At 68.2% G+C, this 24,882-nt stretch carries 23 protein-coding genes and 1 pseudogene; all 24 read left to right on the forward strand.

Annotated elements, in window-relative coordinates; translation table 11 throughout:
- The first annotated feature begins 201 nt into the window (after positions 1-201).
- Positions 202-795: a hypothetical protein gene (locus OG611_RS29935; RefSeq protein ID WP_030928573.1), complete on the forward strand. Its 594-nt coding sequence runs from the start codon at positions 202-204 to the stop codon at positions 793-795.
- A 157-nt stretch (positions 796-952) separates the two neighbouring features.
- Positions 953-1,396 (forward strand): 30S ribosomal protein S16, encoded by a 444-nt coding sequence (gene rpsP, locus OG611_RS29940; protein WP_266427212.1) that lies wholly within the window; start codon positions 953-955, stop codon positions 1,394-1,396.
- A 2-nt stretch (positions 1,397-1,398) separates the two neighbouring features.
- Complete coding sequence (locus OG611_RS29945; protein WP_005311361.1) at positions 1,399-1,638, forward strand: RNA-binding protein; 240 nt, start codon at positions 1,399-1,401, stop codon at positions 1,636-1,638.
- Positions 1,639-1,717: 79 nt separating this feature from the next.
- Entirely contained in the window at positions 1,718-2,299 is a 582-nt protein-coding gene (gene rimM, locus OG611_RS29950; protein ID WP_266427222.1) for a ribosome maturation factor RimM, read from the forward strand.
- Positions 2,299-3,120, forward strand: a complete 822-nt coding sequence (trmD, locus tag OG611_RS29955) for a tRNA (guanosine(37)-N1)-methyltransferase TrmD (protein WP_266427225.1) — start codon at positions 2,299-2,301, stop codon at positions 3,118-3,120. Before rimM ends, trmD begins: the two co-directional genes overlap by 1 nt.
- Positions 3,121-3,248: 128 nt before the next feature.
- A complete protein-coding gene (rplS, locus tag OG611_RS29960; RefSeq protein ID WP_266427228.1) occupies positions 3,249-3,599 on the forward strand; it encodes a 50S ribosomal protein L19 in 351 nt (116 codons plus the stop codon).
- A 45-nt stretch (positions 3,600-3,644) separates the two neighbouring features.
- Positions 3,645-4,415 (forward strand): signal peptidase I, encoded by a 771-nt coding sequence (gene lepB / locus OG611_RS29965; RefSeq protein ID WP_266427231.1) that lies wholly within the window; start codon positions 3,645-3,647, stop codon positions 4,413-4,415.
- The gene (lepB, locus tag OG611_RS29970; RefSeq protein WP_266427234.1) at positions 4,408-5,481 is read left to right on the forward strand and encodes a signal peptidase I; all 1,074 of its coding nucleotides are present in this window, start codon (positions 4,408-4,410) and stop codon (positions 5,479-5,481) included. Before lepB (OG611_RS29965) ends, lepB (OG611_RS29970) begins: the two co-directional genes overlap by 8 nt.
- Entirely contained in the window at positions 5,381-6,280 is a 900-nt protein-coding gene (lepB, locus tag OG611_RS29975) for a signal peptidase I (protein WP_266427237.1), read from the forward strand. Before lepB (OG611_RS29970) ends, lepB (OG611_RS29975) begins: the two co-directional genes overlap by 101 nt.
- A gap of 161 nt (positions 6,281-6,441) precedes the next feature.
- Entirely contained in the window at positions 6,442-6,849 is a 408-nt protein-coding gene (locus tag OG611_RS29980) for a hypothetical protein (RefSeq protein WP_266427240.1), read from the forward strand.
- Between the two features lie 317 nt (positions 6,850-7,166).
- Positions 7,167-8,072: a signal peptidase I gene (lepB, locus tag OG611_RS29985; RefSeq protein ID WP_266431312.1), complete on the forward strand. Its 906-nt coding sequence runs from the start codon at positions 7,167-7,169 to the stop codon at positions 8,070-8,072.
- A gap of 52 nt (positions 8,073-8,124) precedes the next feature.
- On the forward strand, positions 8,125-8,874 hold the full coding sequence (lepB, locus tag OG611_RS29990; protein WP_266427242.1) for a signal peptidase I: 750 nt from the start codon (positions 8,125-8,127) through the stop codon (positions 8,872-8,874).
- Positions 8,864-9,352 carry an NUDIX hydrolase gene (locus tag OG611_RS29995; RefSeq protein WP_266427245.1) on the forward strand — a complete coding sequence of 163 codons (489 nt, stop codon included), beginning with the start codon at positions 8,864-8,866 and terminating at the stop codon, positions 9,350-9,352. The genes lepB (OG611_RS29990) and OG611_RS29995 overlap by 11 nt, the downstream gene beginning before the upstream one ends.
- Before the next feature lie 64 nt (positions 9,353-9,416).
- Positions 9,417-9,725: a DUF2469 domain-containing protein gene (locus tag OG611_RS30000; RefSeq protein WP_003965949.1), complete on the forward strand. Its 309-nt coding sequence runs from the start codon at positions 9,417-9,419 to the stop codon at positions 9,723-9,725.
- 128 nt (positions 9,726-9,853) lie between these two features.
- Positions 9,854-10,213, forward strand: a complete 360-nt coding sequence (locus OG611_RS30005) for a YraN family protein (protein WP_266427246.1) — start codon at positions 9,854-9,856, stop codon at positions 10,211-10,213.
- Positions 10,213-11,202, forward strand: a pseudogene (locus OG611_RS30010) (YifB family Mg chelatase-like AAA ATPase); the annotation flags it as partial. The gene OG611_RS30005 and the pseudogene OG611_RS30010, both read left to right, overlap by 1 nt.
- 125 nt (positions 11,203-11,327) lie before the next feature.
- Positions 11,328-12,524 carry a tyrosine-type recombinase/integrase gene (locus OG611_RS30015; protein ID WP_266427247.1) on the forward strand — a complete coding sequence of 399 codons (1,197 nt, stop codon included), beginning with the start codon at positions 11,328-11,330 and terminating at the stop codon, positions 12,522-12,524.
- Positions 12,521-15,133 (forward strand): tyrosine-type recombinase/integrase, encoded by a 2,613-nt coding sequence (locus OG611_RS30020; RefSeq protein WP_266427249.1) that lies wholly within the window; start codon positions 12,521-12,523, stop codon positions 15,131-15,133. Before OG611_RS30015 ends, OG611_RS30020 begins: the two co-directional genes overlap by 4 nt.
- Entirely contained in the window at positions 15,130-15,696 is a 567-nt protein-coding gene (locus OG611_RS30025) for a DUF6262 family protein (protein ID WP_266427251.1), read from the forward strand. The genes OG611_RS30020 and OG611_RS30025 overlap by 4 nt, the downstream gene beginning before the upstream one ends.
- A gap of 460 nt (positions 15,697-16,156) precedes the next feature.
- Positions 16,157-19,216 (forward strand): DEAD/DEAH box helicase family protein, encoded by a 3,060-nt coding sequence (locus tag OG611_RS30030; RefSeq protein ID WP_266427253.1) that lies wholly within the window; start codon positions 16,157-16,159, stop codon positions 19,214-19,216.
- Positions 19,213-20,562: a hypothetical protein gene (locus OG611_RS30035; RefSeq protein WP_266427255.1), complete on the forward strand. Its 1,350-nt coding sequence runs from the start codon at positions 19,213-19,215 to the stop codon at positions 20,560-20,562. The genes OG611_RS30030 and OG611_RS30035 overlap by 4 nt, the downstream gene beginning before the upstream one ends.
- Positions 20,559-22,073, forward strand: coding sequence for a class I SAM-dependent DNA methyltransferase (locus OG611_RS30040; RefSeq protein ID WP_266427258.1), 1,515 nt, complete (start codon positions 20,559-20,561; stop codon positions 22,071-22,073). The genes OG611_RS30035 and OG611_RS30040 overlap by 4 nt, the downstream gene beginning before the upstream one ends.
- Positions 22,074-22,107: 34 nt before the next feature.
- Positions 22,108-23,742, forward strand: a complete 1,635-nt coding sequence (locus tag OG611_RS30045) for an AAA family ATPase (protein WP_266427260.1) — start codon at positions 22,108-22,110, stop codon at positions 23,740-23,742.
- 5 nt (positions 23,743-23,747) lie between these two features.
- The gene (locus tag OG611_RS30050) at positions 23,748-24,875 is read left to right on the forward strand and encodes an HNH endonuclease (protein ID WP_266427263.1); all 1,128 of its coding nucleotides are present in this window, start codon (positions 23,748-23,750) and stop codon (positions 24,873-24,875) included.
- Positions 24,876-24,882: the final 7 nt, after the last annotated feature.

Raw genomic sequence — 24,882 nt, forward strand, 5'->3', positions numbered from 1 at the left:
GGCGCCCCGGCGTACGGTGGCCGCCGACGCGTCCGGCGTACGCGTCGCTACGTACCACCTTGGTGCGAGCTGTGAGGCTTCTCCGCAGTTCTGCGCACCCGCCCTCGTCGGGACGCATCAATGGCAACTGACTGGTACGTGCAAATTATTTGGGATGGCCCGGAATCGGAACACCGGGGCACTCGCGCTCGTTGTCACGACGTGAGCACGACACCACCTGTACTTGCCGCAGAGCTGGCACAGGCGTGGGCCGACATTCAGCGGTACCACCCCGAGCTGCCCGATCTAGCCGCGCCCGAGTCCCTGATCGGAGAGTCCTCGTCCGCCTGTGGCGCCGAGCTCTCCTTCGAGCGACTGCTGCACGAGGCAGTCCACGGCATCGCCGCCGCGCGAGGCGTCCGCGACACTTCGCGCGCCGGCCGCTACCACAACCGCAGATTCCTCGCGATCGCCGAGGAGCTGGGCCTCGACCACGCCGAGGAGCCCCACCCGAGCAGCGGCTTCTCGCTGGTCACCCTCAACCCCGAGGCCAAGCGTCGGTACCGCCCGACGATCGAGCGGCTGCAGCGCGCCCTCAAGGCGCACACGGTCGCCACCGCCGCCGACACCAAGCGCTCCTTCCGCGGGCCGGCCGCCCGGCACGGCTCCTCCGGCGGAGGCGTCCGCGTCAAGGCCGTCTGCGACTGCGGCCGCAATGTGCGCGTCGTCCCGTCGGTCCTGGCGCAGGCGCCGATCGTCTGCGGAGGCTGCGGAAAGCCCTTCCGCATCCCGGAGGCCGCAGTCGCGGTGGGGTGACCCGGCACGGTGTGGCACAATGGCTAGCTGTACTCGACAGTCGCACAGGACCCCTCTCTCCTCCGGCTGACGCGTCCATCGGGCACCCGAGTACCGCAACCCCACGTGGCATCTTCGTTGTGCCCACCCACGTCATAGACCAGGAGACACCACTTCCGTGGCAGTCAAGATCAAGCTGAAGCGTCTGGGCAAGATCCGTTCGCCTCACTACCGCATCGTCGTCGCCGACTCCCGTACCCGCCGTGACGGCCGGGCCATCGAGGAGATCGGCCTGTACCACCCGGTGCAGAACCCCTCGCGCATCGAGGTCAACTCGGAGCGTGCGCAGTACTGGCTGTCCGTCGGCGCCCAGCCGACCGAGCCGGTTCTCGCGATCCTGAAGCTCACCGGTGACTGGCAGGCCCACAAGGGTCTTCCGGCCCCCGCGCCGCTGCTGCAGCCGGAGCCCAAGGCTGACAAGCGCGCCCTGTTCGAGGCCCTGGCCAAGGACGGCGGCGACGAGTCCAAGGGCGAGGCCATCACGCAGAAGGCGAAGAAGTCCGACAAGAAGGCGGACGAGGCTGCTGACGCGGCTGCGTCCGCCGAGTCGACCGAGGCCTGAGCATGCTCGAGGAGGCTCTCGAGCACCTCGTGAAGGGCATCGTCGACAACCCTGACGATGTGCAGGTCGCCTCGCGCAACCTGCGCCGTGGTCGCGTGCTGGAGGTCCGGGTCCACCCCGACGACCTCGGCAAGGTGATCGGTCGCAACGGCCGCACCGCACGCGCGCTGCGTACCGTCGTGGGCGCCATCGGCGGCCGTGGCATCCGCGTCGACCTCGTCGATGTGGATCAGGTTCGCTGACAGAGTTGAACACCGGCACGGGCCGGGGAGGGCCTTGCGCCCGCCCCGGCCCGTCGTCGTACGACAGGAGAGACACAAGGTGCAGTTGGTAGTCGCGCGGATCGGCCGTGCCCATGGCATCAAGGGCGAGGTCACCGTCGAGGTCCGTACGGACGAGCCGGAGCTGCGGCTCGGGCCCGGGGCCGTGCTCGCCACCGAACCGGCGGGCGCCGGACCGCTGACGATCGAGACCGGCCGGGTGCACAGCGGACGGCTGCTGCTGCGCTTCGAGGGCGTCCGCGACCGTACGGCTGCCGAGGCCCTGCGCAACACGCTCCTGATCGCGGAGGTCGACCCGGCGGAACTCCCGGAGGACCCCGAGGAGTTCTACGACCATCAGCTCATGGACCTCGACGTGGTCCTCGCCGACGGCACCGAGATCGGCCGGATCACCGAGATCACGCACCTGCCGTCCCAGGACCTCTTCATCGTCGAGCGGCCGGACGGCAGCGAGGTGATGATCCCGTTCGTCGAGGAGATCGTCGCCGAGATCGATCTGGCGGAGCAGTGCGCGGTGATCACCCCGCCGCCCGGCCTGATCGACACGAGCCAGGCCGTGATCGCCTCCGCGCGGGACGAAGAGGGCGACGACGAGGCTCCCGCGGCCGGGAAGGACGCCTGATGCGCCTCGATGTCGTCACGATCTTTCCGGAGTACCTGGAACCGCTGAACGTCTCCCTCGTCGGCAAGGCCCGCGCACGCGGCCGCCTCGACGTCCATGTGCACGACCTGCGCGACTGGACGTACGACCGGCACAACACGGTCGACGACACCCCGTACGGCGGCGGCCCCGGCATGGTCATGAAGACCGAGCCGTGGGGCGAGGCCCTGGACGACGCCCTGGCGGGCGGATACGAGGCCGGGGCGCACTCCCCGGTGCTCGTGGTGCCCACGCCCAGCGGCCGCCCGTTCACCCAGGAACTCGCCGTCGAGCTCTCCGAGCGGCCGTGGCTGATCTTCACGCCGGCCCGGTACGAGGGCATCGACCGACGGGTCATGGACGAGTACGCCACCCGGATGCCGGTCGTCGAGGTGTCCATCGGGGACTATGTGCTGGCCGGCGGGGAAGCTGCGGTGCTGGTGATCACGGAGGCGGTCGCCCGGCTGCTGCCCGGGGTGCTCGGCAACGCCGAATCGCACCGGGACGACTCCTTCGCCCCCGGTGCGATGGCCAATCTGCTGGAGGGGCCCGTCTACACCAAGCCGCCCGAGTGGCGCGGCAGGGAGATCCCGGAGGTGCTGCTCAGCGGCCACCACGGGCGGATCGCCCGTTGGCGCCGGGACGAGGCGTTCCGTCGTACCGCCCTCAACCGGCCCGATCTGATCGAGCGCTGCGACGCTGCGGGGTTCGACAAGAAGGACCGCGAGATGCTGTCCATCCTCGGCTGGTCACCGGAGCCCGGCGGCCGATTTTGGCGCAGGCCCGAGGCCGTGGAACAATAGGTCGCTGCTGTACGTCCGGCGTGCGCCCCTGCCACAGGGGGAACGACGCCCGCCCGACGCGATCAGCGCCCCCATTTCTCACTCTCTCCCGTCGATGACCTGTGGCATCGGCGAAGAAAGCAGACAACATGGCTTCCCTGCTCGATGGCGTCAACGCCGCATCGCTGCGTACCGACGTCCCGGCGTTCCGCCCCGGTGACACCGTCAACGTCCACGTCCGAGTGATCGAGGGCAACCGCTCCCGTATCCAGCAGTTCAAGGGCGTTGTCATCCGTCGCCAGGGTGCGGGCGTCAGCGAGACCTTCACGGTCCGCAAGGTCTCCTTCAGCGTCGGCGTCGAGCGCACCTTCCCGGTGAACAGCCCGATCTTCGAGAAGATCGAGCTCGTCACCCGCGGTGACGTCCGTCGCGCCAAGCTGTACTACCTCCGTGAGCTGCGCGGCAAGGCCGCGAAGATCAAGGAGAAGCGCGACAACTGAGCTGACTCCCAGGTCCACAGGACGGCCGGATAGGCTCTGGCCCCGATGGACACGGAAGCAAAGCCCTCGGAGCGCGACCGCTCCTCCGCACCCGCAACGGCGCCGGAGGAGGGGTCGCGCTCCTCGCGTATCCCGGACCGGCCCACCGCATCGATGTCCTGGCGGCGGACCGCCGCGCTCGGGGCGGCCTGCGCGGTCTTCGTACTGCTCCTGAGCAACTACGTGGTGCAGCCCTTCCTGATCCCCAGCGGCTCGATGGAGCCCACACTGCGGGTGGGGGACCGGGTGCTGGTGAACAAACTGGCCTACCGCTCCGGCTCCGTGCCGCAGCGCGGCGACGTGGTGGTCTTCGACGGCACAGGATCGTTTGTGCAGGAGCCCCCGCGGGAGAATCCCGTCACCGGTCTGATGCACTCGGTGGCCGCGTCCCTGGGTCTGGCGGAGCCGGCCGAGACCGACTACGTGAAGCGGGTGGTGGGCGTGGGCGGTGACCGGGTGGTCTGCTGCGACGAGCGGGGCCGGATCGAGGTGAACGGCCGGCCGGTCGTCGAGGGCTATCTGTATCCGGGGGACGCGCCCTCCCGGGCCCGCTTCGACATCGTCGTCCCCGACGGCACGCTGTGGATGATGGGTGACCACCGCAGCAATTCCCGCGATTCGCGTGACCACCTGGGAGAGCCGGGCGGCGGCATGGTCCCGGTCGACATGGTGATCGGCAGGGTGGACTGGATCGGCTGGCCGCCCAGCCGGCTGCGCTCCCTGCCGGACGGCGCCGCCTTCGCCACCGTCGGGGCGCCGGGCGGGGGCCATGGGTAACCGCGGCCGCGGACGCGGCGGGTCCGAATCCGGGACACCGCCGACCGGCAGCGGACCGGAGGCCGAACGTTCGCTGCCCACCAGGGCGGAGCGGCGGAAGCTCGCCCGCAAGGTCAGGCGGCGGCGGCGCGGGTCCGCCGTACGGGAGATCCCGCTGCTCGTCCTCGTGGCACTGCTGATCGCGCTCGTACTCAAGACGTTCCTGGTGCAGGCCTTCGTGATCCCTTCGGGATCGATGGAGCAGACCATCCGGATCGGCGACCGGGTGCTCGTGGACAAACTGACGCCCTGGTTCGGATCCAGGCCCGAGCGCGGCGATGTCGTCGTCTTCAAGGACCCGGGGCGCTGGCTGAGGCAGGAGAACGTCGGCAAGAAGGACTCGCCCGTCGTCGTCAAGCAGGCGAAGGAGGTGCTGACCTTCATCGGGCTGCTGCCCTCCGACGACGAACAGGACCTGATCAAGCGGGTGATCGCGGTCGGCGGCGACACGGTGAAGTGCTGCGGCAAGGACGGCCGGATCACCGTCAACGGAGTGCCGCTCGACGAGCCCTATCTGTATCCCGGGAACCCCCCCTCCCTCATCAAATTCGAGGTAAAGGTTCCGCCGGGCCGGATCTTCGTGATGGGCGACCACCGGTCCGATTCCGCCGATTCCCGCTATCACCTGGACGAGCCGGAACACGGCACGGTGTCCGAGGACGAGGTCGTGGGACGTGCTGTCGTGATCGCCTGGCCCTTGGGCCATTGGCGAAGACTGGAAGAGCCGGAGACTTTCGGCTCGGTCGCTGACGCGCGCGCCGGGTCGGCTGCCGCGCCGGGCCCGTCGAATAGTGTGTCGTCCCAGGATCTCAACGGAATGATCCCTCTCCCGACCCCTGCGGAACTCCCGCTCGTTATGGGAGTGGTGGGCCTGCACCGGCTAGGGCGCAGGCGGTGGCACGGAGTAAGGAGTGGATGTGGGGGATTTGGCCGTCGGTGCACGATCCGGACACGAGGAACCCGAGGACCGGCCGGACCGTTCGGGCAATGCCGAGTCTGCCGGGACGACGGGCCACGCGGGGAGTGACGGCGACACTCCGGGCGGCGGTGGCGGGGCAGCGAAGAAGCCCCGCTCCTTCTGGAAGGAGCTGCCACTGCTCATCGTCATCGCACTGGTTCTCGCGCTGCTGATCAAGACGTTTCTGGTGCAGGCGTTCTCGATCCCCTCGGATTCGATGCAGAACACGCTCCAGCGGGGCGACCGGGTGCTGGTCGACAAGCTGACCCCCTGGTTCGGCGCGGAGCCCGAGCGCGGCGAGGTCGTGGTCTTCCACGACCCGGGCGGCTGGCTCGACGGCACCCCCGAGGTCCACCCGAATGTGGTCCAGAAGTTCCTCAGTTTCATCGGTCTGATGCCGTCCGCCGAGGAGAAGGACCTGATCAAGCGGGTGATCGCGGTCGGCGGCGACACGGTGGAGTGCAAGGAGAACGGCCCTGTCGTGGTCAATGGCAAGGCCTTGGACGAGCAGTCGTTCATCTTCCCGGGCAACACGCCCTGCAACGACGAGCCGTTCGGCCCGATCGAGGTCCCCAAGGGCCGGATCTGGGTGATGGGCGACCACCGCCAGGATTCCCGCGACTCCCGCTACCACCAGGAACTCCCGGGCAACGGCACGGTCTCCAACGACGAGGTCGTCGGCCGGGCCGTCGTCGTGGCGTGGCCGATCAGCCGCTGGGCGACCCTGCCGGTCCCGAAGACCTTCGACCAGCCGGGCCTGAACGCCGCGATGGCCGTGGCGCCCGGTGCGATCGGCATCGCCGGAGCCGTGCCGATCGTGCTCTGGCGACGCAGGCGGGCCGGCCTGGAATCCGGCCGCCAGAAGTGACTGATGGTCCGTCATGATCCGTTGAATCGTGCAGATTCGGCAAGGTGCCGCGATGTCGTTGCGATCAAGGCATCGGCAAGATCGAGTAAATGCGAGGCGCTCGCCGGGCATTCTTCATAGGATCTTGACGACCGATCAGTACAGCTGCACAGGGGGAAGACATGGCACGTATTTCTCGGGTGAAGGTCATGGGCGCTCTTGCCGCGGCCGTCGTGGGCGTGGCCGTTGCGAGCACTCCGGCCACAGCCGACACGGGGCACTCCTACGGCTACGGCTCCTGCACCCACACGTCCGACGGCTGGTTCATCAGCAACGGGGACACGCTGTACCTCAAGGACACGTGCGCGGACGGCTTCTCCGCCGCTCTCAAGGTCGATGTGGCGCCCATCAAGACGGGCGAGGGCTACGACTTCATGGTGTGGAACAGCGGCGGCAACGGCACCACGAAGAAGGAAGACAGCCACAATTTCCCGGAGGGTGTGAAGATCTGCATCAAGGCGGGTCTCGGCCACCCGTCCACCGGTGAGATCGGCGGGTTCGGCTCCAGCTGGGTGTGTGCCACGACCTGAGCCCGGGGCCCCGTCTCCACCGGCCGGAGACGGACCGGCGGCCCAGGCCGTCCGGTACGCGATGAAGGATGTCGGTGCCCGTGACGCGGGCGCCGGACGGCACGGACGAACCGCCCTCCGGTTGCTCGGCGAGCACGCTGAGCAACCGGAGGGCGGTTGTCGGTGGTGGGCGGCCCGGGAATTGCCCGGCGGACGACAAGATGGTCGGGTACGCAGTGGCCCTGCGGAACTCCCGTTCGTTGTTCGGGGCAGTGGGCTTCGAACGAACGGGGCCCGGAGCAGGCGTGGGCGCAGAGTGAGGACTGGATGTGAGTGACGTGGCTGCCGGTGCACGACCTGGACATGGAGAGCCCGCGGAGAGGCCCGGCCAGCCCGCTGAGCCTGCCTCCGGCCCACCGGAGGAGGCACCGGATCCGGGCGCGCCCGCGGATGTGCAGGCTGTGGACGGGGACGGCAGGAAGGTCAGGAAGCAGCGCCCTTTCTGGAAGGAGCTGCCGCTGCTGATCGTCGTCGCGCTGGTTCTCGCGCTGCTGATCAAGACGTTTCTGGTGCAGGCGTTCTCGATCCCCTCGGATTCGATGCAGAACACGCTCCAGCGGGGCGACCGGGTGTTGGTCGACAAGCTGACGCCCTGGTTCGGCGGGGAGCCCGAACGGGGTGAGGTGGTCGTTTTCCATGATCCGGACAACTGGCTGGCCGGGGAGCCGACTCCCGAGTCGAACGTGGTGCAGGACTTCCTGAGTTTCATCGGTCTGATGCCGTCGTCCAAGGAGAAGGACCTGATCAAGCGGACGATCGCGGTCGGCGGCGACACCGTGGAATGCGCGAAGGGCGGTCCGGTCGAGGTCAATGGGAAGGCGCTCGACGAGCCGTACATCTTCCCGGGTGACTCGGCGTGCGACGACAAGCCCTTCGGGCCGTTCAAGGTGCCCGAAGGCAAGATCTGGGTGATGGGCGACCACCGGCAGAACTCCTGGGACTCGCGCTATCACACCGAGGACGCGACCAAGGGCTTTGTGCCCGTCGAGGACGTCGTCGGGCGGGCCGTGGTCGTGGCCTGGCCGATCAACCGCTGGGCGACGCTGCCGGTCCCGGACACCTTCGACCAGCCGGGGATCGGCGTGGCGGCGGGTCTGGCCCCGGGCGCGCTCGGCGTGGCGGGTGCGCTGCCTCTCGTACTGTGGCGCCGCAGGAGGCTGACCAGCGGGCGTACCGCCGGGTAGGGTGCCGACTCGGATCAGCGATTGTCGATCTCCGAGGTGGGGGGACGCTGGGATGAGCGGAAAAGGACGTACGGGTGACGGTCACGGCCGGCTCGGCAGCATGCTGTCGGGGCTGGCCGTGGCCGTCGGCTGTGTGCTCTTCCTCGGCGGGTTCGCCTGGGGGGCGGTGGTGTACAAGCCGTACACGGTGCCGACCGAGTCGATGACGCCGACGGTGCATTCGGGCGACCGGGTGCTCGCGCAGCGGATCGACGGCAGCGAGGTGCACCGCGGTGATGTGGTGGTCTTCACCGATCCGGCGTGGGGCGACATGCCGATGGTGAAGCGGGTCGTCGGGATCGGTGGCGACAAGATCGCCTGCTGCGCGAAGGGCGGCCGACTCACGGTCAACGGCAAGCCCATTGACGAACCGTATCTGCACACGAAGGGCCTCGCCTCGGCCGAGAACTTCACGGCGGAGGTGCCCGAGGGGCAGCTCTTCCTGCTGGGCGACGAACGCACCGCCTCACTGGACTCCCGGGTCCACCTGGACGACGCGGGGCAGGGCTCCGTCCCCCGCGACGCGGTACAGGCCCGGGTGGATGCCATCGCCTGGCCGATGAACGGCATGGTCGAGCGCCCGCGGGCCTTCGCCGCCCTCCCCGGCGGGGTGTCGTCGCCCGGACCGCTGCGGTTGCAGCTCGGGGCCGCGGTCGTGGGCGTGGTGCTCATCCTGGGCGGTGCGGCATACGGCCCGATCGCGGCACGGTCCGCGCGATCGGCACGGAACAAGCGCGGAAGGGTTCCCGCCGGTGCGCATTGAGAAGCGGAAGGTCGCCCGCGTGGTGCTCCTGGACCCCGACGACCGGATCCTCCTGATCCACGGGTTCGAACCGGAGGATCCGGAGAGCACCTGGTGGTTCACCCCCGGCGGCGGCCTGGAGGGCGACGAGACCCGGGAGGAGGCCGCGCTGCGCGAGCTCACGGAGGAGACCGGCATCACCGATGTCGAACTCGGCCCGCTGCTCTGGCAGCGGATGTGCTCGTTCCCGTTCGACGGCCGCCGCTGGGACCAGGACGAGTGGTATTTCCTGGCACGTACGACACGGACCGTCACCGACACCAGTGGGCTGACCGGGCTGGAGCAGCGCAGTGTCGCGGGTCTGAGGTGGTGGACCTCCGCCGAACTGTCGGCGGCGCGTGAGACGGTGTACCCGACCAGGCTCGCCGAGTTGCTACGCACGCTGCTCGACGAGGGTCCCCCGCGTACGCCACTGGTTCTGGACCCCGAAATCGCCTAAGCGCCCAGGGGGCCCGGGGCCTGGCGCACAATGGGGGGACGCACGGCTGAAGGGGAACATGCCAATGAGCGCCGAGGACCTCGAAAAGTACGAGACCGAGATGGAGCTGAAGCTCTACCGGGAGTACCGAGATGTCGTCGGTCTGTTCAAATATGTGATCGAGACCGAACGGCGCTTCTACCTCACCAACGACTACGAGATGCAGGTGCACTCGGTCCAGGGCGAGGTGTTTTTCGAAGTATCGATGGCGGACGCCTGGGTCTGGGACATGTACCGGCCCGCGCGGTTCGTCAAGCAGGTACGGGTGCTGACGTTCAAGGACGTCAACATCGAGGAGCTCAACAAGAGCGATCTCGAACTCCCGGGTGGCTGAGCCCACTCCAAGGAGGGATCCGATTCCCACTTCCGGGTGGCCGGGTTATCCACAATTCCGGAGTTGTCCACCAAGATCCACAAGCCGGGACCTGACGCGTCAGAGTCGGTCCCGGAGGTGGTGCCGAAATGAACGCACGGGGGGCACTCGGGCGGTACGGCGAGGATCTGGCGGCACGGCTGCTGGCCGAGTCCGGCATGTCCGTACTGGAGCGGAACTGGCGCTGTCGCGCCGGTGAGATCGACATCGTCGCGATGGACGGCGACGCACTCGTGGTCTGCGAGGTGAAGACCCGCAGGGCGGGCGCGTTCGAGCATCCGATGGCGGCCGTCACGCCGGTCAAGGCGGAGCGGCTGCGGCGGCTGGCCGGTATCTGGATGGACCGGCACGGCGGCCCGCCGTCCGGCGGGGTCCGGATCGACCTGGTCGGAGTGGTGCTGCCCAGGCGCGGAGCGCCCGTCGCCGAGCATGCGCGGGGGGTGGCCTGATGGGGTTCGCGCGGGCGTGCTCGGTGGCGCTCGTCGGCGTCGAGGGTGTGGTGGTGGAGGTCCAGGCGGACCTGGAGGCGGGGGTGGCCGCGTTCACCCTGGTGGGGCTGCCGGACAAGAGCCTGGTGGAGAGCCGGGACCGGGTCAGGGCCGCGGTGGTGAACTCGGGGGCCGAGTGGCCGCAGAAGAAACTCACGGTGGGTCTGTCACCGGCCTCCGTCCCGAAGAGCGGCTCCGGGTTCGATCTCGCTGTCGCCTGCGCGGTGCTCGGGGCGGCCGAGCGGATCGATCCGGCGTCCATCGCCGATGTGGTGATGATCGGTGAGCTCGGACTCGACGGCCGGGTGCGGCCGGTGCGTGGCGTGCTGCCGGCCGTGCTCGCCGCGGCGGAGGCCGGGTACCGCCAGGTCGTCGTGCCCGAACAGACGGCGGGGGAGGCGGCGCTGGTCCCCGGGGTCTCCGTCCTCGGGGTACGGAGCCTGCGGCAGCTGATCGCCGTGCTCTGCGAGGAACCGGTGCCCGACGAGCGGGAGGCGCACGACGAGGGGCGCCCCGACACCATGCTGGCCGGGCTGATGGTGCCCGGCGCGGGCATCGGTACCGGGCTCGCCCGCGGGGCCGGTCAGGGCGAGGGGAATTCACCGGATCTGGCGGACGTGGCGGGGCAGAAGCGGCCCCGCAAGGCTCTGGAGGTCGCCGCGGCCGGCGGTCACCACCTGCTGCTCTCGGGACCGCCGGGCGCCGGCAAGACCATGCTGGCCGAGCGGTTGCCGGCGATCCTGCCGACGCTGACCAGGAAGGAATCCCTGGAGGTGACCGCGGTGCACTCGGTGGCAGGCATTCTGCCGCCGGGAGAGCCACTGGTCACCCGGCCTCCCTACTGCGCGCCCCACCACTCGGCGACGATGCAGTCGCTGGTCGGCGGGGGCAACGGGCTGCCGCGGCCCGGTGCGGTCTCGCTGGCCCACCGAGGGATTCTCTTTCTGGATTTTAGCGACCACTGCCTGTGTGACCGTGTCACTCGTTAGGGTGCCGTCCTGTGGGATCGCGTGAGTATTTAGCGCATGGTCTGTTTCTGTTCGTCCCGTAAGGAACGACCAGAGAGGAACTGCCCGTGGTGAGAGCAGCGTTAGTTCTGGAAGATCTACGCGTCCAGAAGATCAACCGGGCTGACGGAAGTTGGTCGTACTCAATCCTTTGGCCGGACTACACGGCGGATGAAGAAGCCGAGAGCTATCTGCGCGTCTACGAAGGCTCGGGCTCCCAGCAGACCTACGCCTACTACCTTGTCGATCACCTTCGGTGGCGCATCCGTGAAGGTCTGACCACAGAGACGATTACGCTCCAGGATCTGCAGCGCTATCAAGGGGCGGTGGGGGCGCGGGTGCCGATGCCGTACGGGCAACCGTGGCGTGTGCCGCCGAAGCGTCCATACAGCACTGCTGGCCTGTCGGTTTCGGCGACGGTCCTGAAGAGGTTCTATTTGCACCAGTGCGTGCGGCTCGGCATCAACCACGAGTTGCGTGAGTCGCTGGACGTCTCACGACTGCCCACGCAGGCAGACCGCACAAGGGCCGTGCTGGGGCACGTGATGACATCGATGCCGTCGAACCCGCTGGCTCCGCCTAGCGGTAAACGGCGCCGTCATCCGAAGATGTTGCCCGACGGTTCACGGTCGGACCTGATGGAGGTGGTGAACACCGCCCGCGACGAAATGGTCGTGACCTGGTTGTCCGACTCCACTTTGAGGATCGGTGGCCTGACCGGCCTCCATTTGGTGGACCTGCACCTGAGGGAGCACGCGGGTTGTGGGGAATGTGTAAGCCCTCACCTCCACGTATGTCACCGGCACAACAACCCCAATCGGGCCAGGGCGAAGAAGAAGGAGGACTGGAAAGTGGTCGACGGCGTGATCACTGGTGGTGAGATCTACCGAGTGAGCCCGGCCATGATCAGCTCCTACTTCAAGTACATGACGACCGAGTACGCGCAGCACGCCACGGGGCACGGCATGCTCCTGATCCAGCTTTCCGGTCCGAGCACCGGTGAACCGTGGACCGCGGACGCGGCCCGCGGCATGCTGCGGCGGGCGGGCAAGCGGGCACGCCTGCCCGGCCGCATCAAACCGCACGCGTTCCGGCACACGGCCACGTCGAAGATTCTGGCTTTGGCCAAAGGCGACCCGTCCGTGGCCAAGGCCGCTGGGAACTGGGCATCCGCGGCCATGGTCGACGAGGTCTACGGTCACCCGGATCTTCATTCTCCCGATTTCTCCGCAGCCCTGACGGCGGTCTGGCAGGAGAACGAGTGAGGAACACGGGCAGTTCGTCGCTCGCGCTGCTGGTGAACCGTCACGCAGCCACCCGCACGGTCAAGGACCGGCTGGAGGTCCTTGAGGCAATCATCGCCAGCCCCATGGTCGATCCCATTTTCCACGGTGATGTACTCCGCATTCCCGCCGACCACCCTGTTTACGGCTGGCGGTGCAAAGTCGAGGACTGCCAACGGAGCAAGGAAGGGGGCTGGGACCTTTGCCACCGGCACCAGGACCAGTGGATGGCCCTTCGCCGGGACGGCGCGCCCTACACGTCGTTCCTGGAAATCGCGGAACCGCTGCAGACTCGGAGCTGGTCAGATCCCAAGCCCTGCTTGATCTGCCCGGACTTGCCTGCCGTCGGTCAGATGGGGCTTTGCAGCGTTCATACGAAACGCTGGACCGGCTGGGAACGTTGGATGCGCAAGAAGGAGTGCGTCCCGACGTACGAGGAGTGGGCGTCTCGGCAGACGCCGTTGCCCGGCATGGGCAAATGCCGGGTTCTGGCCTGCAGCGAACTCGCCGATCCGCACCCGCTCCGCCTGTGTTCCCGCCACCGCAGTCTTTACAGCCGTCAGGGGCGGCCGGGAGACGCCCAGGTCCCGGACCGGCGCCAGGGGGCTCAGCATGCCGGTCCGAACGGCCCCGGGCCGATCACCTACGGCGACGAGGCCGCGTTCAACTCCTGGTGCCGGACCGCTCCGGTCATCGTCCGGATGACGGGCACTCTCTCGCTGCTCGGACTGCGTCCACTGGTGCGAGCCGAGATCCAGTGGACGTTGTCTCACCACGCCACGACTCAGCTTGAAGGCGCGTATTGGCCGCTGCGGTTCATCCAGCACATCGCCCAGTACTGTCGCGACCAGGACGTGAACTCTCTCACCGACCTTGATCTGGATGGCCTTACCGACCACTGCCGGAAGATCGTTAAGGCGATGCTCAGCGAACTGCGGCTCGTCTATTTCACCCGCGAGGACACCAAGCAGTGCGGGTTCTTTGAGACCGCTCACTACGGTGTGATCTTCCCGAACTGCAGCAGCCACTTCGATCTGACCTGTATTTCCCAGACCTGGATGCGGAACATCTTGTGGGACTTCTTCGATGACCTGTTGCGGACGAAGCCGCCTCGCTCCCAGACCACGTTCAAGGCCATGCGTCGGGCCTGCTCCGAACTCAGCGCTTACCTGAGCGCCCAGGCGCCAGCAGGCGGTCGTGATCCTCATCGGCTTACGGAACAGCACATGCTCGATTTCGTTGCCGACCAGCGACATAGGGGTCGTAACGGGCTTCCACCCCTCGGCCTGCACAGTGACCCCGGGGGGCGAGGGCCCAAGCAGTCACGGGCGACCCCGGATGCGGTCGCCCGTACCTTTACGGGCGTGCGGCGATTGCTCTTGTTTGGGCTGGCCGAAGGTCTGACTGGCGCAGTCGGTCTCGACCGCAGGTTTGTCACTGCTGCGCCTACCGGCGGGGGCGCGCGCGGCGGCCGACGCCAGCCGTTCTCCGACGAGGTCGCTCGCGCGCTCGCCGCAGATGCCAACCTTGTCCTTCTCGACCAGCGCGATGTCGAAGACCGCGGCCTGCGGGACATCTGGGAGACCCTGGTCCTCACCGGCCGCCGAGCGAACGAGGTGATCAAACTCCGGCTTGAGTGCGTCGGGCGGATCAACGAGCTGCCGCTGCTCTGGCACGACCAGACCAAGGTCGGGAATCTCGACGAGGGGATTCGTATCCCCGAACGACTCGTGGAGCGGCTCAAAGTACGCCAGGCCAAGACTATCGACCGGTTCGTCGAGCGGTACGGGCGCGAGCCCACGCCGGAGGAACGAACGCGCATCGCGCTTTTCCCTCGCCGTTCAACCAACCGTGCCGCGCTGCAGAGCGTCAGCTATGGCTTCTTCCAGACCGGCTTCTCGACCTGGGTCAATGAACTCGACATCCGAGGTGTCCCTCATCAGGCCCGCCACACCCTGGCCACCAAACTCCTCAAGGCCGGCGCCAACCTCTCCCACGTTAAGCGCTACCTTGGCCAGGTCTCCGAGGCCATGGCCGAGCATTACGCCCACATCGCCAACACCGATCCCAAGCTGAACGAGGCCCTAGAGGCGCTGTGGGTCGCGGGCCCTGGGGCTGCCGAGCCCGGCCTCCTGCTGTCGTCCGGTGAGCCCATGACCCGTGAGCAGGCCACTGCGTTGGTCGTTGACCTCACCCGACGGTCCACCCCGGCCGAGGGTGGGTTCTGCACCTTCCAGCCCGTCGTCGACGGCAATGCCTGCCCCTGGAACATGGACTGCCACAACTGCGACAAGTTCGTACTCTCTGGCGCCGACCTCGTCTATTGGCACCGCAAGCGCGAGCAGTGGCGCATGCGCGCGGAGCAGGCGCCCACTCCAGAGATCGCGGACTACTTCCACGAGCTTTTCGAGCCCACCGCCCGCGCGATCAACGGCCTGGAGAAGGCCTTGGCTGCCGTCGGACTCCTCGATGAGGCCCTCTCTCTCGACCTGCGTCGGCCCCAGGACTATTTCGGGCGGGTCTGGGCCACTGCATTTCGCGCCCAGGAACTCGCCCGACACGATTACGAAGACGACGGGGAGGCGGCATGAAGCCCGCGAACACCGCGGCCGCCATCGCCGCCCGCCGCACACAGACCAAAGACAAACTGGACCGCGTGGCGACCGCCGTCGGCCAGCTCCGCCGCGACCGCGGCCGCGTGACTGTCCGCGCCATCGCCCAACGCGCCGACGTTTCCGCCACGTTCCTGTACGAGAACGCGGACGCGCGGGCACTTGTCCAGAACGCCGTCTCCGACAGCCGCACCCGCCGTGATGCTGCTGGTCAGGCTGAGCACGACCGGATCGAAGCAACCTGGCGCGAGCGGGCACTGAACGCCGAAGCCGAACTCACGCGCACCCAAAGGGAGGTCCTTGTCCAGCGGCAGCGGATCGGCGACCTCATGGGGCAGATCCGCGACTTTGACCAGATGGTCCCCGGTGAGTCCGTTCAGCACCTCGTCAGCGAGAACACGACCCTCAAATATCGAGTGCATCAACTGACCCAAGAGCATCGCAAGCTTCAGGAACGACTCGAAGGTGCCCGGTCCAATCTCCGATTCTCAGACAGACGCATCGCCGCACTCGAAGCCCAACTCCTCGAACAGGGAAAATGATGGCCGCGCCATCTGGCGCCGATCGCTTCCACCGGGAGCCGGGGCGCGGAGTGCAGGCTCGCGGGACTGGCCGCTCAAGCATGCCGGGGGCAGTGCCCGTGCCTGTGTTCAGCATCCTGTCCAGGCTTCCGGGGCGTGTGGTGAGGTGTCGCTGGCACTGCCCGGTGTGTATCAACGAGCGCCTCTCCTTGCGGCAAGTCTGCGCCCGCTGCATGCGCAGCGTGCACGGCACTGGTACGCGGATGCGTAGGCCGCAAGCGGTTCCATACCCGGCGCCGGCGAAACAGAGGGCACCTGATGGCCCGCCGTCGGCCGGCTTGCCTGGGGGGTGGCGCCCATCCGCATCAGGGGCAACCTTGATGTTCCAGCCGGTTGACAGGCGATAGAGTAGGAAGGAGGTCTGTAGCAGGTACCGCGCCGCCGACCGCATCACCAAGCAGGTCAGGCAGGGAGGGCTGGCGTGGCTCGAGAGTCGAGCGAGCTCGAAAGTCGATTCACGGACCTGGCGCTCGCCTCAGCCAATTTCGGGTTTCTCCTGCCGCACGAACCACTCCTGGTCCTTTATGGCGCCTCATCAGAGGCCCGGGCATCCACTGCCCCTGCCGAGTCGGTGGCGGCGGCCCGTCAGTTCGCCGAAGTTCTCGCCACCAAACTGGTCCATATGGCCGGGGTGCGACCGCCAACGGCGGACCAGCCGTCCCGCCTGCGGGTACTGACCCGGGCGGGGCTGCTCGCACCCCGCGTCCTCGCCGCGTTCGAGGACCTTCACGGTTTTCCGGACGGCGATGGTGACCGGACAGAGGCGGTGGCGTCGCGCCCGGTGCATCGCTGTTATGAGCTGGCTGTCTGGTTTTTCCGTCTCCAGACTGCCGACCAGGAGCCGATGCCCTTCGTCCATTCCAGTGCGTCCGACCTACGCGTTCTGTCGAAGCGAGTGGCTCCGATGGACGCGGTCGAGCCGCGGCTGCGCCGCGAATTTGACCTCCGAGTTGGGCCCACATCTCTGCCGGCTTCAGAACGCGAGCGCCTGATCGTCAGTGCCCGCGATGCGGCCCATGAGCCGCTGGAAGAAGGGGCGATCGGGGCGGAGGTGCAGCGCAGGCTCACCAAGGCTGGGTGGGATGTTCTGGGCCCCGATGCCGATGATGACCGCAACCGCTCTCTGGGTTGCGTGTTGGTCGAGCCCCGTCTGCCCGGCGGCCGCCGTGCCGACTTGCTCCTGCTGGTTGGCGGGCAGGTCATGGGGATCATCGAGTGGAAGAGGGACGGCGCGGATCTCGGCACTGCCATGGAGCAGGCAGGGAGGCTGGCGGCCGCGGCGACGGATGCCTCGCCGTGGCCGGTCTGGCGCTCTCCGCTGCCGTATCGGTACGTGAGTGACGGCCGGCGGCTGCTCTTCTACGACGCCAATGATCCAGAATCGGGCGCCCGGCTCATTAGCGGCTTTCACCAGCCGACCACGCTGGCGCGTTGGCGGCGTGAGGCAGAGGCAGACGGTGAGGCCCCCACCTATCGCGCCAGGATGGCGGCCCTGCCGCCGCTGCAGATGGGCACGCAGGCGGCAGGCCGCCTGCGCTCGCCGCAGCTGCAGGCGGTTTCGGCAGTCGAGCGAGCCCTTGCGGCCGGAAATCGCCGTGCCCTGGTCCAGATGGCTACCGGCACCGGACGGATCTACGCCGAGGTTTTCGCGGCGTACCGCCAGCTCCGACACGCCAGGGCCGCCCGCATTCTGTTCGTCGTCGATCGCTTGGACATGGCGCATCAGCTGACGGCCGTGCTGCGGCAGTTCACCTTCCCGGACACCGGCCGCAGTCTGGCCGATGTGTACCAAGTCGCGGAGCTGACATCGGCAGACGTGCCTGCGTCGGCCTCCGTCGTTGTGGGCACGACACAACGGTTGGAGAGCGTGCTGGCCGGCACGCCCGAACCGGAGGACGGATCCGCCCGCGTATCGGCCTACGAGACCGCCGAGCAGGTCTCGCAGTCCGCCACCGCGCCGCTCGAAGTGACCTACGCCCCGACCCTGCCGCCGGACTCCTTCGACCTTGTGATCGTCGATGACTGCCACCACCAGGTCTACGGACGAGGCCGGGCCCTGCTGGAGTACTTCGACGCTCCGGTGCTTGGATTCACCGCGACGCCGGTCGCCCCGGTGTTCGGCTTCTTCAATGCCAATTTGGTTAGCGAGTACTCCTTCGAACAGGCCGTCGCCGACGGACTCGTCGTGGACTACTCCCTCTACCAGGCACGGTTCGAGCCGTCCGGACGCGCGACGCTGGTCCCGTTTGCCGGGCACATCGCCGCTGAGGCTAAGGCCCCGCGCCGTACCAGCTACGAGCAGTTGGATGAGGACCTGGCTCACGCCGGACCGGCCAGCGCCCCACGGACTGTGGGGTCCAAGCAGCTGGCCGCAGTGATAACAGCGTTCCGTGATGAACTGCCTGCCCTGTTCCCCGAGCGGGCGGCCGAGGGCGGGCTGGGCGTCCCCAAGACCGTGGTCTTCGCACTCCACGACGCGCACGCGGAAGACATCGTGCACCACGTCCGCGAGGTGTTCGGTGCCGATGACACCTTCTGCCAGAAGATCACCACGCGCAGCCACAACCCGGACCAGCTGCTGAGGGACTTCAGGACCGATCCGCAGTTTCGGATTGGGGTGGTGGTGGACATCATGTCTGGCCCCACCGACATGCGGGCGGTCGAATGCGTGCTGTTCCTGCGCGATGTCCGCTCCGCTGCCTACTACGAGCGACTACTGGCGCAAGGGGCGCAGCCCATCGCGCCAGCCGTGCTCCGCGCGGTCACCCCAGGAGCCTTCGCCAAGACCCAGTTCGTGGTGATCGACGCGGTGGGAACCTCGCGCCACCATCACCGACGGCTTGTCAACGTGACCGATGCGTCCGGCCGGGCAGGCCGGCGTGCCCTAGAGCGCCTGCTGGAACGCACGGTGGACGCCCACTTGAGCGCCGACGAGACAGCCGAACTAGGGGTGCGGCTTGCCCGGCTCGTTCCCGTGGTGAGCGACGCGGATGGCGCCGCCGTGCGGAAACTGGCCGGCATTTCCTTGGAAGGGCTGGTGGCCCGGCTTCTTGGCACCGTTGACGCGGACCACGTGGCGCAGGTCCGAACAGCCTGGACGCCGCAGGCCCTCGAGGAGGAAGTCCGCGATGCTGGTGAGCTGCTGGGCACCCGGCCCGCGCTGCGTGAGCTGCTGCTGCGTCTCTACGACGGGCCCGCCGTACCGGCCGCGGGGGAGCCCACCGGGCCGAGTGCGGCCGCCGAGGACATGCGACGGCGTCTGGCCGCGTTCCTGCAGCAGGCAGGGCCCTTCACCCCGGCCCAGGCGTGGTGGATCGAGAACATTGCGGAGGCGACTGCCGCAGCCGAGGATCGCTTTGATCCCCGGGAACTCGACAGCGTCCCGTTCTCGGGCCGGGGCGGCACCGATGGGTTCCTTGGCGCATTCGGCGCCGAAGCCGCGATCGGCCTCATCGACGACCTGGGTGAGGCACTCGCTTGAACCGTGACCTTCCCACCGGCTGGACCCTGGTGAAGCTGGCCGACGTCCTGCGCGAACCGCTGGCCAACGGCCGCTCCCTGCCCGCCCACTCCGACGGGTTTCCCGTGCTGCGGGCCACGGCCCTACGCGCGGTAACGGTGGATTTCACTCAGACCAAGGGCGGTGACGAGAGCGCCCACAGCAGCCCGCCCGCCCTGGCCGAACCCGGTGACATGCTGGTCAGCCGGGTCAGCGGATCTCGCTCCCTGGTCGGCGAGGGCGCCCTGGTGGACGTCCCGCCCCGTGCGACAACCTTCCCCGACACCATGATCCGCGTGCGCGTACGGCCCTCCCTGGTCGACCCGCGCTACCTCGCGCACCTGTGGAACTCGCCGGTGGTGCGCCGCCAGATCGCAGACCGGGCGCGGCAGGGCAGCGCCGCGATCTACCGAATCAACCACCGTGACCTGGCCCAGATCCTGCTGCCGCTCCCGGCACCTGGCGAGCAGGCCCGGATCAGCAGCCTGGTGGAGGACAACCTTGCTCTGATCGACGCCAGCACGAACCGCACCCGCCGGGCGGCCGACCAGGCCGAGGAACTGGCCCACGCGATGAGCGCCCAGGCCACCCTGGGCCGCCTGTCAGGCACCGACCGGAGCCCAGGAAGCCTGCCGGACGCCGGTACCCACGACGGAGCTCTGCCTGCCCTGCCCACCGACTGGCGGTGGACCCGTCTGGAGAGCGTCGCCGAACTGACCCTCGGCGTGGCCAAGAACAGCAGACGTCAGTGGGACCCCGCAGACGTGGAGGTCCCCTGCCTGCGCGTTGCCAACGTGCAGCGAGGCCGGCTGGCCCTGGATGACATCCATATGATCCGACTGCCCGTGCAGCGGGCGCAGGCTGCCCGCCTGCGCACCGGTGACGTGCTCCTGACCGGCGGCGGAGACCGCGGTCAGCTAGGCCGCGGCTGGATCTGGGAGGAGCAGGTTCCCAACTGCGTCCACCAAAACCATGTGTTCCGTGCGCGCATCACCGGCCAAAAGCTGCACCCGAAGCTCTTGGCCTGGCATGCGGGCGGATTCGGCCGCCAGTGGTGCGAACGCAACGCCACGAAGGTCGCCGGTCTGGCGTCCATCGGTCTGGGGAAGATCAGGATGATGCCGGTCCCCGTCGCGCCAGCGGGCGAGCAACAACGGTTGGTCGCGCTGGTCGACGCCCACCTCACATCCCTGCAGGCCGCCTCCGCCGCGGCCGCACGCGCGGTGGAGATCGCCGACCGGCTGCGGAGCAACCTCCTGCAGCAGGCGTTCACCGGCCAACTGTCCCGCGCTGCGCACCCGTTCGCGCACCAGGAGTCGTCGCTGTGAACCCACCTGCTTCCGCGCATCCCGGGCCCGACCCGGACCTCGCCAAGGTCCTGTGGTCCTTCGCCGACGTGCTGCGAGAAGACGGGGTCTCGGGCCTCGAGTACGTCGAGCAACTCGCCTGCCTGATCCTCCTCAAGCTCGCCCACGAGCAGAGCCAGCGCCCGCTCAACCCCGTGGAGATGACCGGCTACGACGAGTGGGCCGGGATCCGCTACAGCGCCGGTCAGGAGCAGCGGGAGCGCTACGAGCAGGCCTTGGACCGCCTTGCGTACGGTCCGGGCAACCTCGGTCTACTCTTTCGCAAGGTACAAAACCGAATCCCGGATCCCGTCAAACTTGCCCGGCTGATCGACCTGGTCGACAGCTACCACTGGTCAGGAGACGGCAACTCCAGCCCTGGCGCCATCTTCGACGCACTGCTGGCGCGGATGACCGCCGACCCCAAGACCGGTGCCGGGCAGTTCTTCACCCCGCGCCCGCTGGTCGAGGCGATCGTGCAGTGTGTCCAGCCAGGCATCGGAGACACGATCATCGACCCGGCCTGCGGCACCGGCGGCTTCTTGACCAAATCATTCGAGTACCTGATCGAACACTTTCCCCCCGGCGTCAGCCCCGCCGAGCGCGCCCGGCTCTCCCAGGACGCGTTCAGCGGCACCGAACTCGTCGACGCCACAGCGCGACTGGCCACGATCAACCTCGTCCTGCACGGACTGACGCGGGCCGACGCCGCTCCCCTGATCGACGTGGGCGATGCGCTCACCCGGACTCCGACACGGCACGCGACGCTGGTCCTCACCACGCCCCCGTTCGGACGGCGATCCACGATCGCCGGGGAGGCGTACGCGCACTACCGGCCCGACTTCTGGGCGGAGACCGCCAACCGGCAGCTCAACTTCCTCCAGCACGTCCAGAGTCTGCTACAGCTCGACGGCCGCGCCGCCGTCGTAGTACCCGACAACGTGCTGTTCGAAGCCGGCGCCGGCGAGCATATCCGGCGCCGGCTCCTTGACGCGTGCGATGTGCACACCCTGCTGCGGCTACCGCCAGGCGTCTTCTACGCAACTGGCGTCAAGACCAGCGTCCTGTTCTTCGACAAGGCCGCTCCCCGGGCAGACGGCAGGCCGTCGACCCAGCAGCTGTGGGTGTACGACCTGCGCACCCACCGCCCTGCGCCCACCAAGTCGACCACGCTGACCAGCGCCGACTACGACGACTTCGTGTCCGCCTACCGGCCCGGACGGCCCCGCAGCGAGCGGGTCGAGTCCCCCGTGTTCCGGTCCTACAGCGTGCAGGACCTGCTCGCCCGGGACCGCACCAACCTCGACCTACTGGCCGCCGACCCACCGGACGATCCGCTTGCCACCGCTGAGCCCGAAGCCGACCTGCACCACATGGCGCAGCAGATCGCCGACGAACTGCACTCGGCGCTCGAGGAGTTGACCGCACTGACCGAGGCGCTGCGGCCCTACGGCGCACGAGGCGACCGCCCGGATGAGGGCCCGACGACGTGACCGCGACCATATCTGTACCGCCTGGGGGGACCACATGCGGCTGCTCCACCTGAGCCTTCCCGCCTACCGCGGGCTGCGTGACTTCCACCTGGACCTCACCAACGCGGTGGACGGCGGCCATGCCATCGCCACGCTGATCGGCCCCAACGGCGGCGGCAAGTCGCGAGCCCTGCACGCTCTTGCGGAGATCTTCGGCGCCCTGCACCGGCCGAAACGCCGCGCGGCCTTCCCCTTCGACATCCAATACGAGCTGCGCGGCACCACCGTGCGGGCCGTGCAGGCCTCCCGCGAAGCCGCCCCCGAACTGACCGTGGAACAGGCAGGCCACGAGCCGGCAAGAGTGCCGAGGGCGCACTGGCCGCGCCATCTTCCCGACCACGTCTTCGGCTATCAGGCCCACCCTCACGCCCCCTGGACCGCAGAGTTCGACCAGCACCGCCGCTTCGCGACGCGCCGCCTGGGTGAATGGGGCCGGCAGTGGCGCGAGGATCTCGACGACTGGCTCGCCAGCCGTGCTCCCGAGGAGGCATGGCCGGAACAGCTCACCCTCCCCATCCACTGCCCCCTGTACACCCCCGTCTTCCTGTGCACGCCTGCCCACCTGCCGCTGCTACTCCTGGCGCAGACCACCCACTGGGCCGACTCGTTCGGCACCTACCTGCGCGAGCACTCCTACATCCAGCACGTCGCCTCGGCCATCCTGCGCATCAAAGCCCCCCGCACCATACGTGGGGCGTCGCTGGCAGCGCTGCCGTACTGGGGCTTGGGTGGGCCCGCCCGCACCCTGTTCGCGGCCGTGGCCGACTCCGGCCGGTTCGGCCCCATTCCCGACGCCTATCCGGTGGACGGCGCCGCGAGCCCCGCCGACGGCTTCCGGATCGTCCTCGGCACCGCGGAGGATGTCCAGGCCTTCCGTAACCTCTTCGACAGCGACCTGTCGATGTTCGGGCTGCTCGCCACCTTGCTCGACGCCGGCTACCTCACCGTCGATGTCAGACTCCACAAGACCGGCGCGGTGATGCTCGGTTTGGACGACCTGAGCTCCGGAGAGCAGCAACTCCTCACTATTTTGGGTCTGCTGCGGCTCCAGCGCGCACAGGAGTCACTGTTCCTCCTGGATGAGCCCGACTCGCACTTCCACCCCGAGTGGAGTCGGCGCTGGTACAGCTCCGTGCGCACCGTGCTCGGAGCACATCAGGACTCGCAATTCATCACGGCCACCCACGAGCCTCTGCTGGTGGCCAACATGACCCGCCAGCAGATCCGGATTGTCGCCACCGATCAGGAAGGTCGGGCCACCGCCGTGACCCCCCAGACCACCCCGCGAGGCCAGGGCGCCGGTGGCCTGCTGACCACCGACCTGTTTGGGCTGCCCACTCAACTCGACGAACATACACAGGAGCTGATCGACCGGCAGTACGCGCTGTTGCCTGCAGCAGCCCACGATGAGGTCCTGCAGGAGGAGCTCCGCGAGGTCACAGGAAAACTCGACACCCTGGGCTTTTCCACCGCCAACCGGGATCACCTCGTGGCGGCTTTCCTCGCCGAACTCCACCGCAGGCGCCGCGCCCTCGTCGAGGCCGCCACCGGCACCAACCCTCCGCCGCCGCATGTCCTGGAGGCCCTGGTCGCCGAGCTGTTCAACGAGCACTTCTCGTCGGTTATCTGACGCCGATGCGACATGTCGACATGAGCGGGCTCACCACCCCGCCGGCGTGGGCGGCCAAGACCGTGCCCACTCTGGACGCCGTGCTGGCCGCCATGGCGAGCAACACCAAGCGCGCCTTCACCGACCACTGGACCGATGAGGAGGTACGCGGCCCGCTGCTCGCGCTCGTCGGACAAAAGTGCTGGTACTGCGAGACCACGATCCAGCGCGCGGATGTCACCGTCGATCACTTCCGGCCGAAGTCCGAAGTACTCGGTGAACCAGGCCATCACGGTTACTGGTGGCTTGCCTACACGATCGACAACTATCGGATCGCGTGTAAGCACTGCAACAGCGGCGGGGCCCGGTTCGACGGCATGCGAGAAGGCCGCGCCAAGGGCAGCCGGTTTCCGCTGCTGGCAGGGCCGCGCGCCTGGCGTCGACGCGACGATCTGGCTCTTGAACAGCCAGTCCTTCTGGACCCGGCCCGCATGGGTGATCCCGAACTGCTCGGGTTCGACGCCGCCGGCTACGCCCGCCGCAGTCACATGCCCTACTCCAAGGCGGAGGCGCAACGCCGCGTGTGCCGCGCCGACGAGACCATACGGATCCTGGCGCTCAACGCCACCCAGATCACCGACCAGCGCCGCAATCTGATGACAGAGATCGCGGTACTCGCCCAGGTGCCGGGCGATCTGCCCAGCGTCCAGGCACTCATCGCCAGTAAGACGGGACCGACGGCACAATGGAGCGCAGCGGCTAATGCAGCCCTGGCTGTGCAGCGCGCATGTGCCCCGACGCGAGACCAGCCCGTCCCGTCCACGGCCCAGCGCTCGGCCACCCCAGTCATCGCCCCAGAACATTCCACTGTCGACGTGCGGGACTTGCTCCAGTACCTGGACCCGGCCGAACTCGCCGCTGGAATCGCACTGACCGGCCGTTACAACAACAAGGAGTACCCGGGAGTGCTGCGACCAGACAGCCGGATCAGCGTCTGGAACCGCCTGTGGGGCACCCCCACCTCTGCGGCCCGGGCAGCCACCGGCAGCGACGACATCGACGGCTGGGACTTCTGGCGGCTGACCATCGCCAGCGTCGAACAGTCGCTCGCCGAGTTCCGCGCTGCACACATCACGCCCGACCCGCCGGCCTGAGCGGGCG

The organism is Streptomyces sp. NBC_01363, assembly GCF_026340595.1.
Classification (GTDB): domain Bacteria; phylum Actinomycetota; class Actinomycetes; order Streptomycetales; family Streptomycetaceae; genus Streptomyces.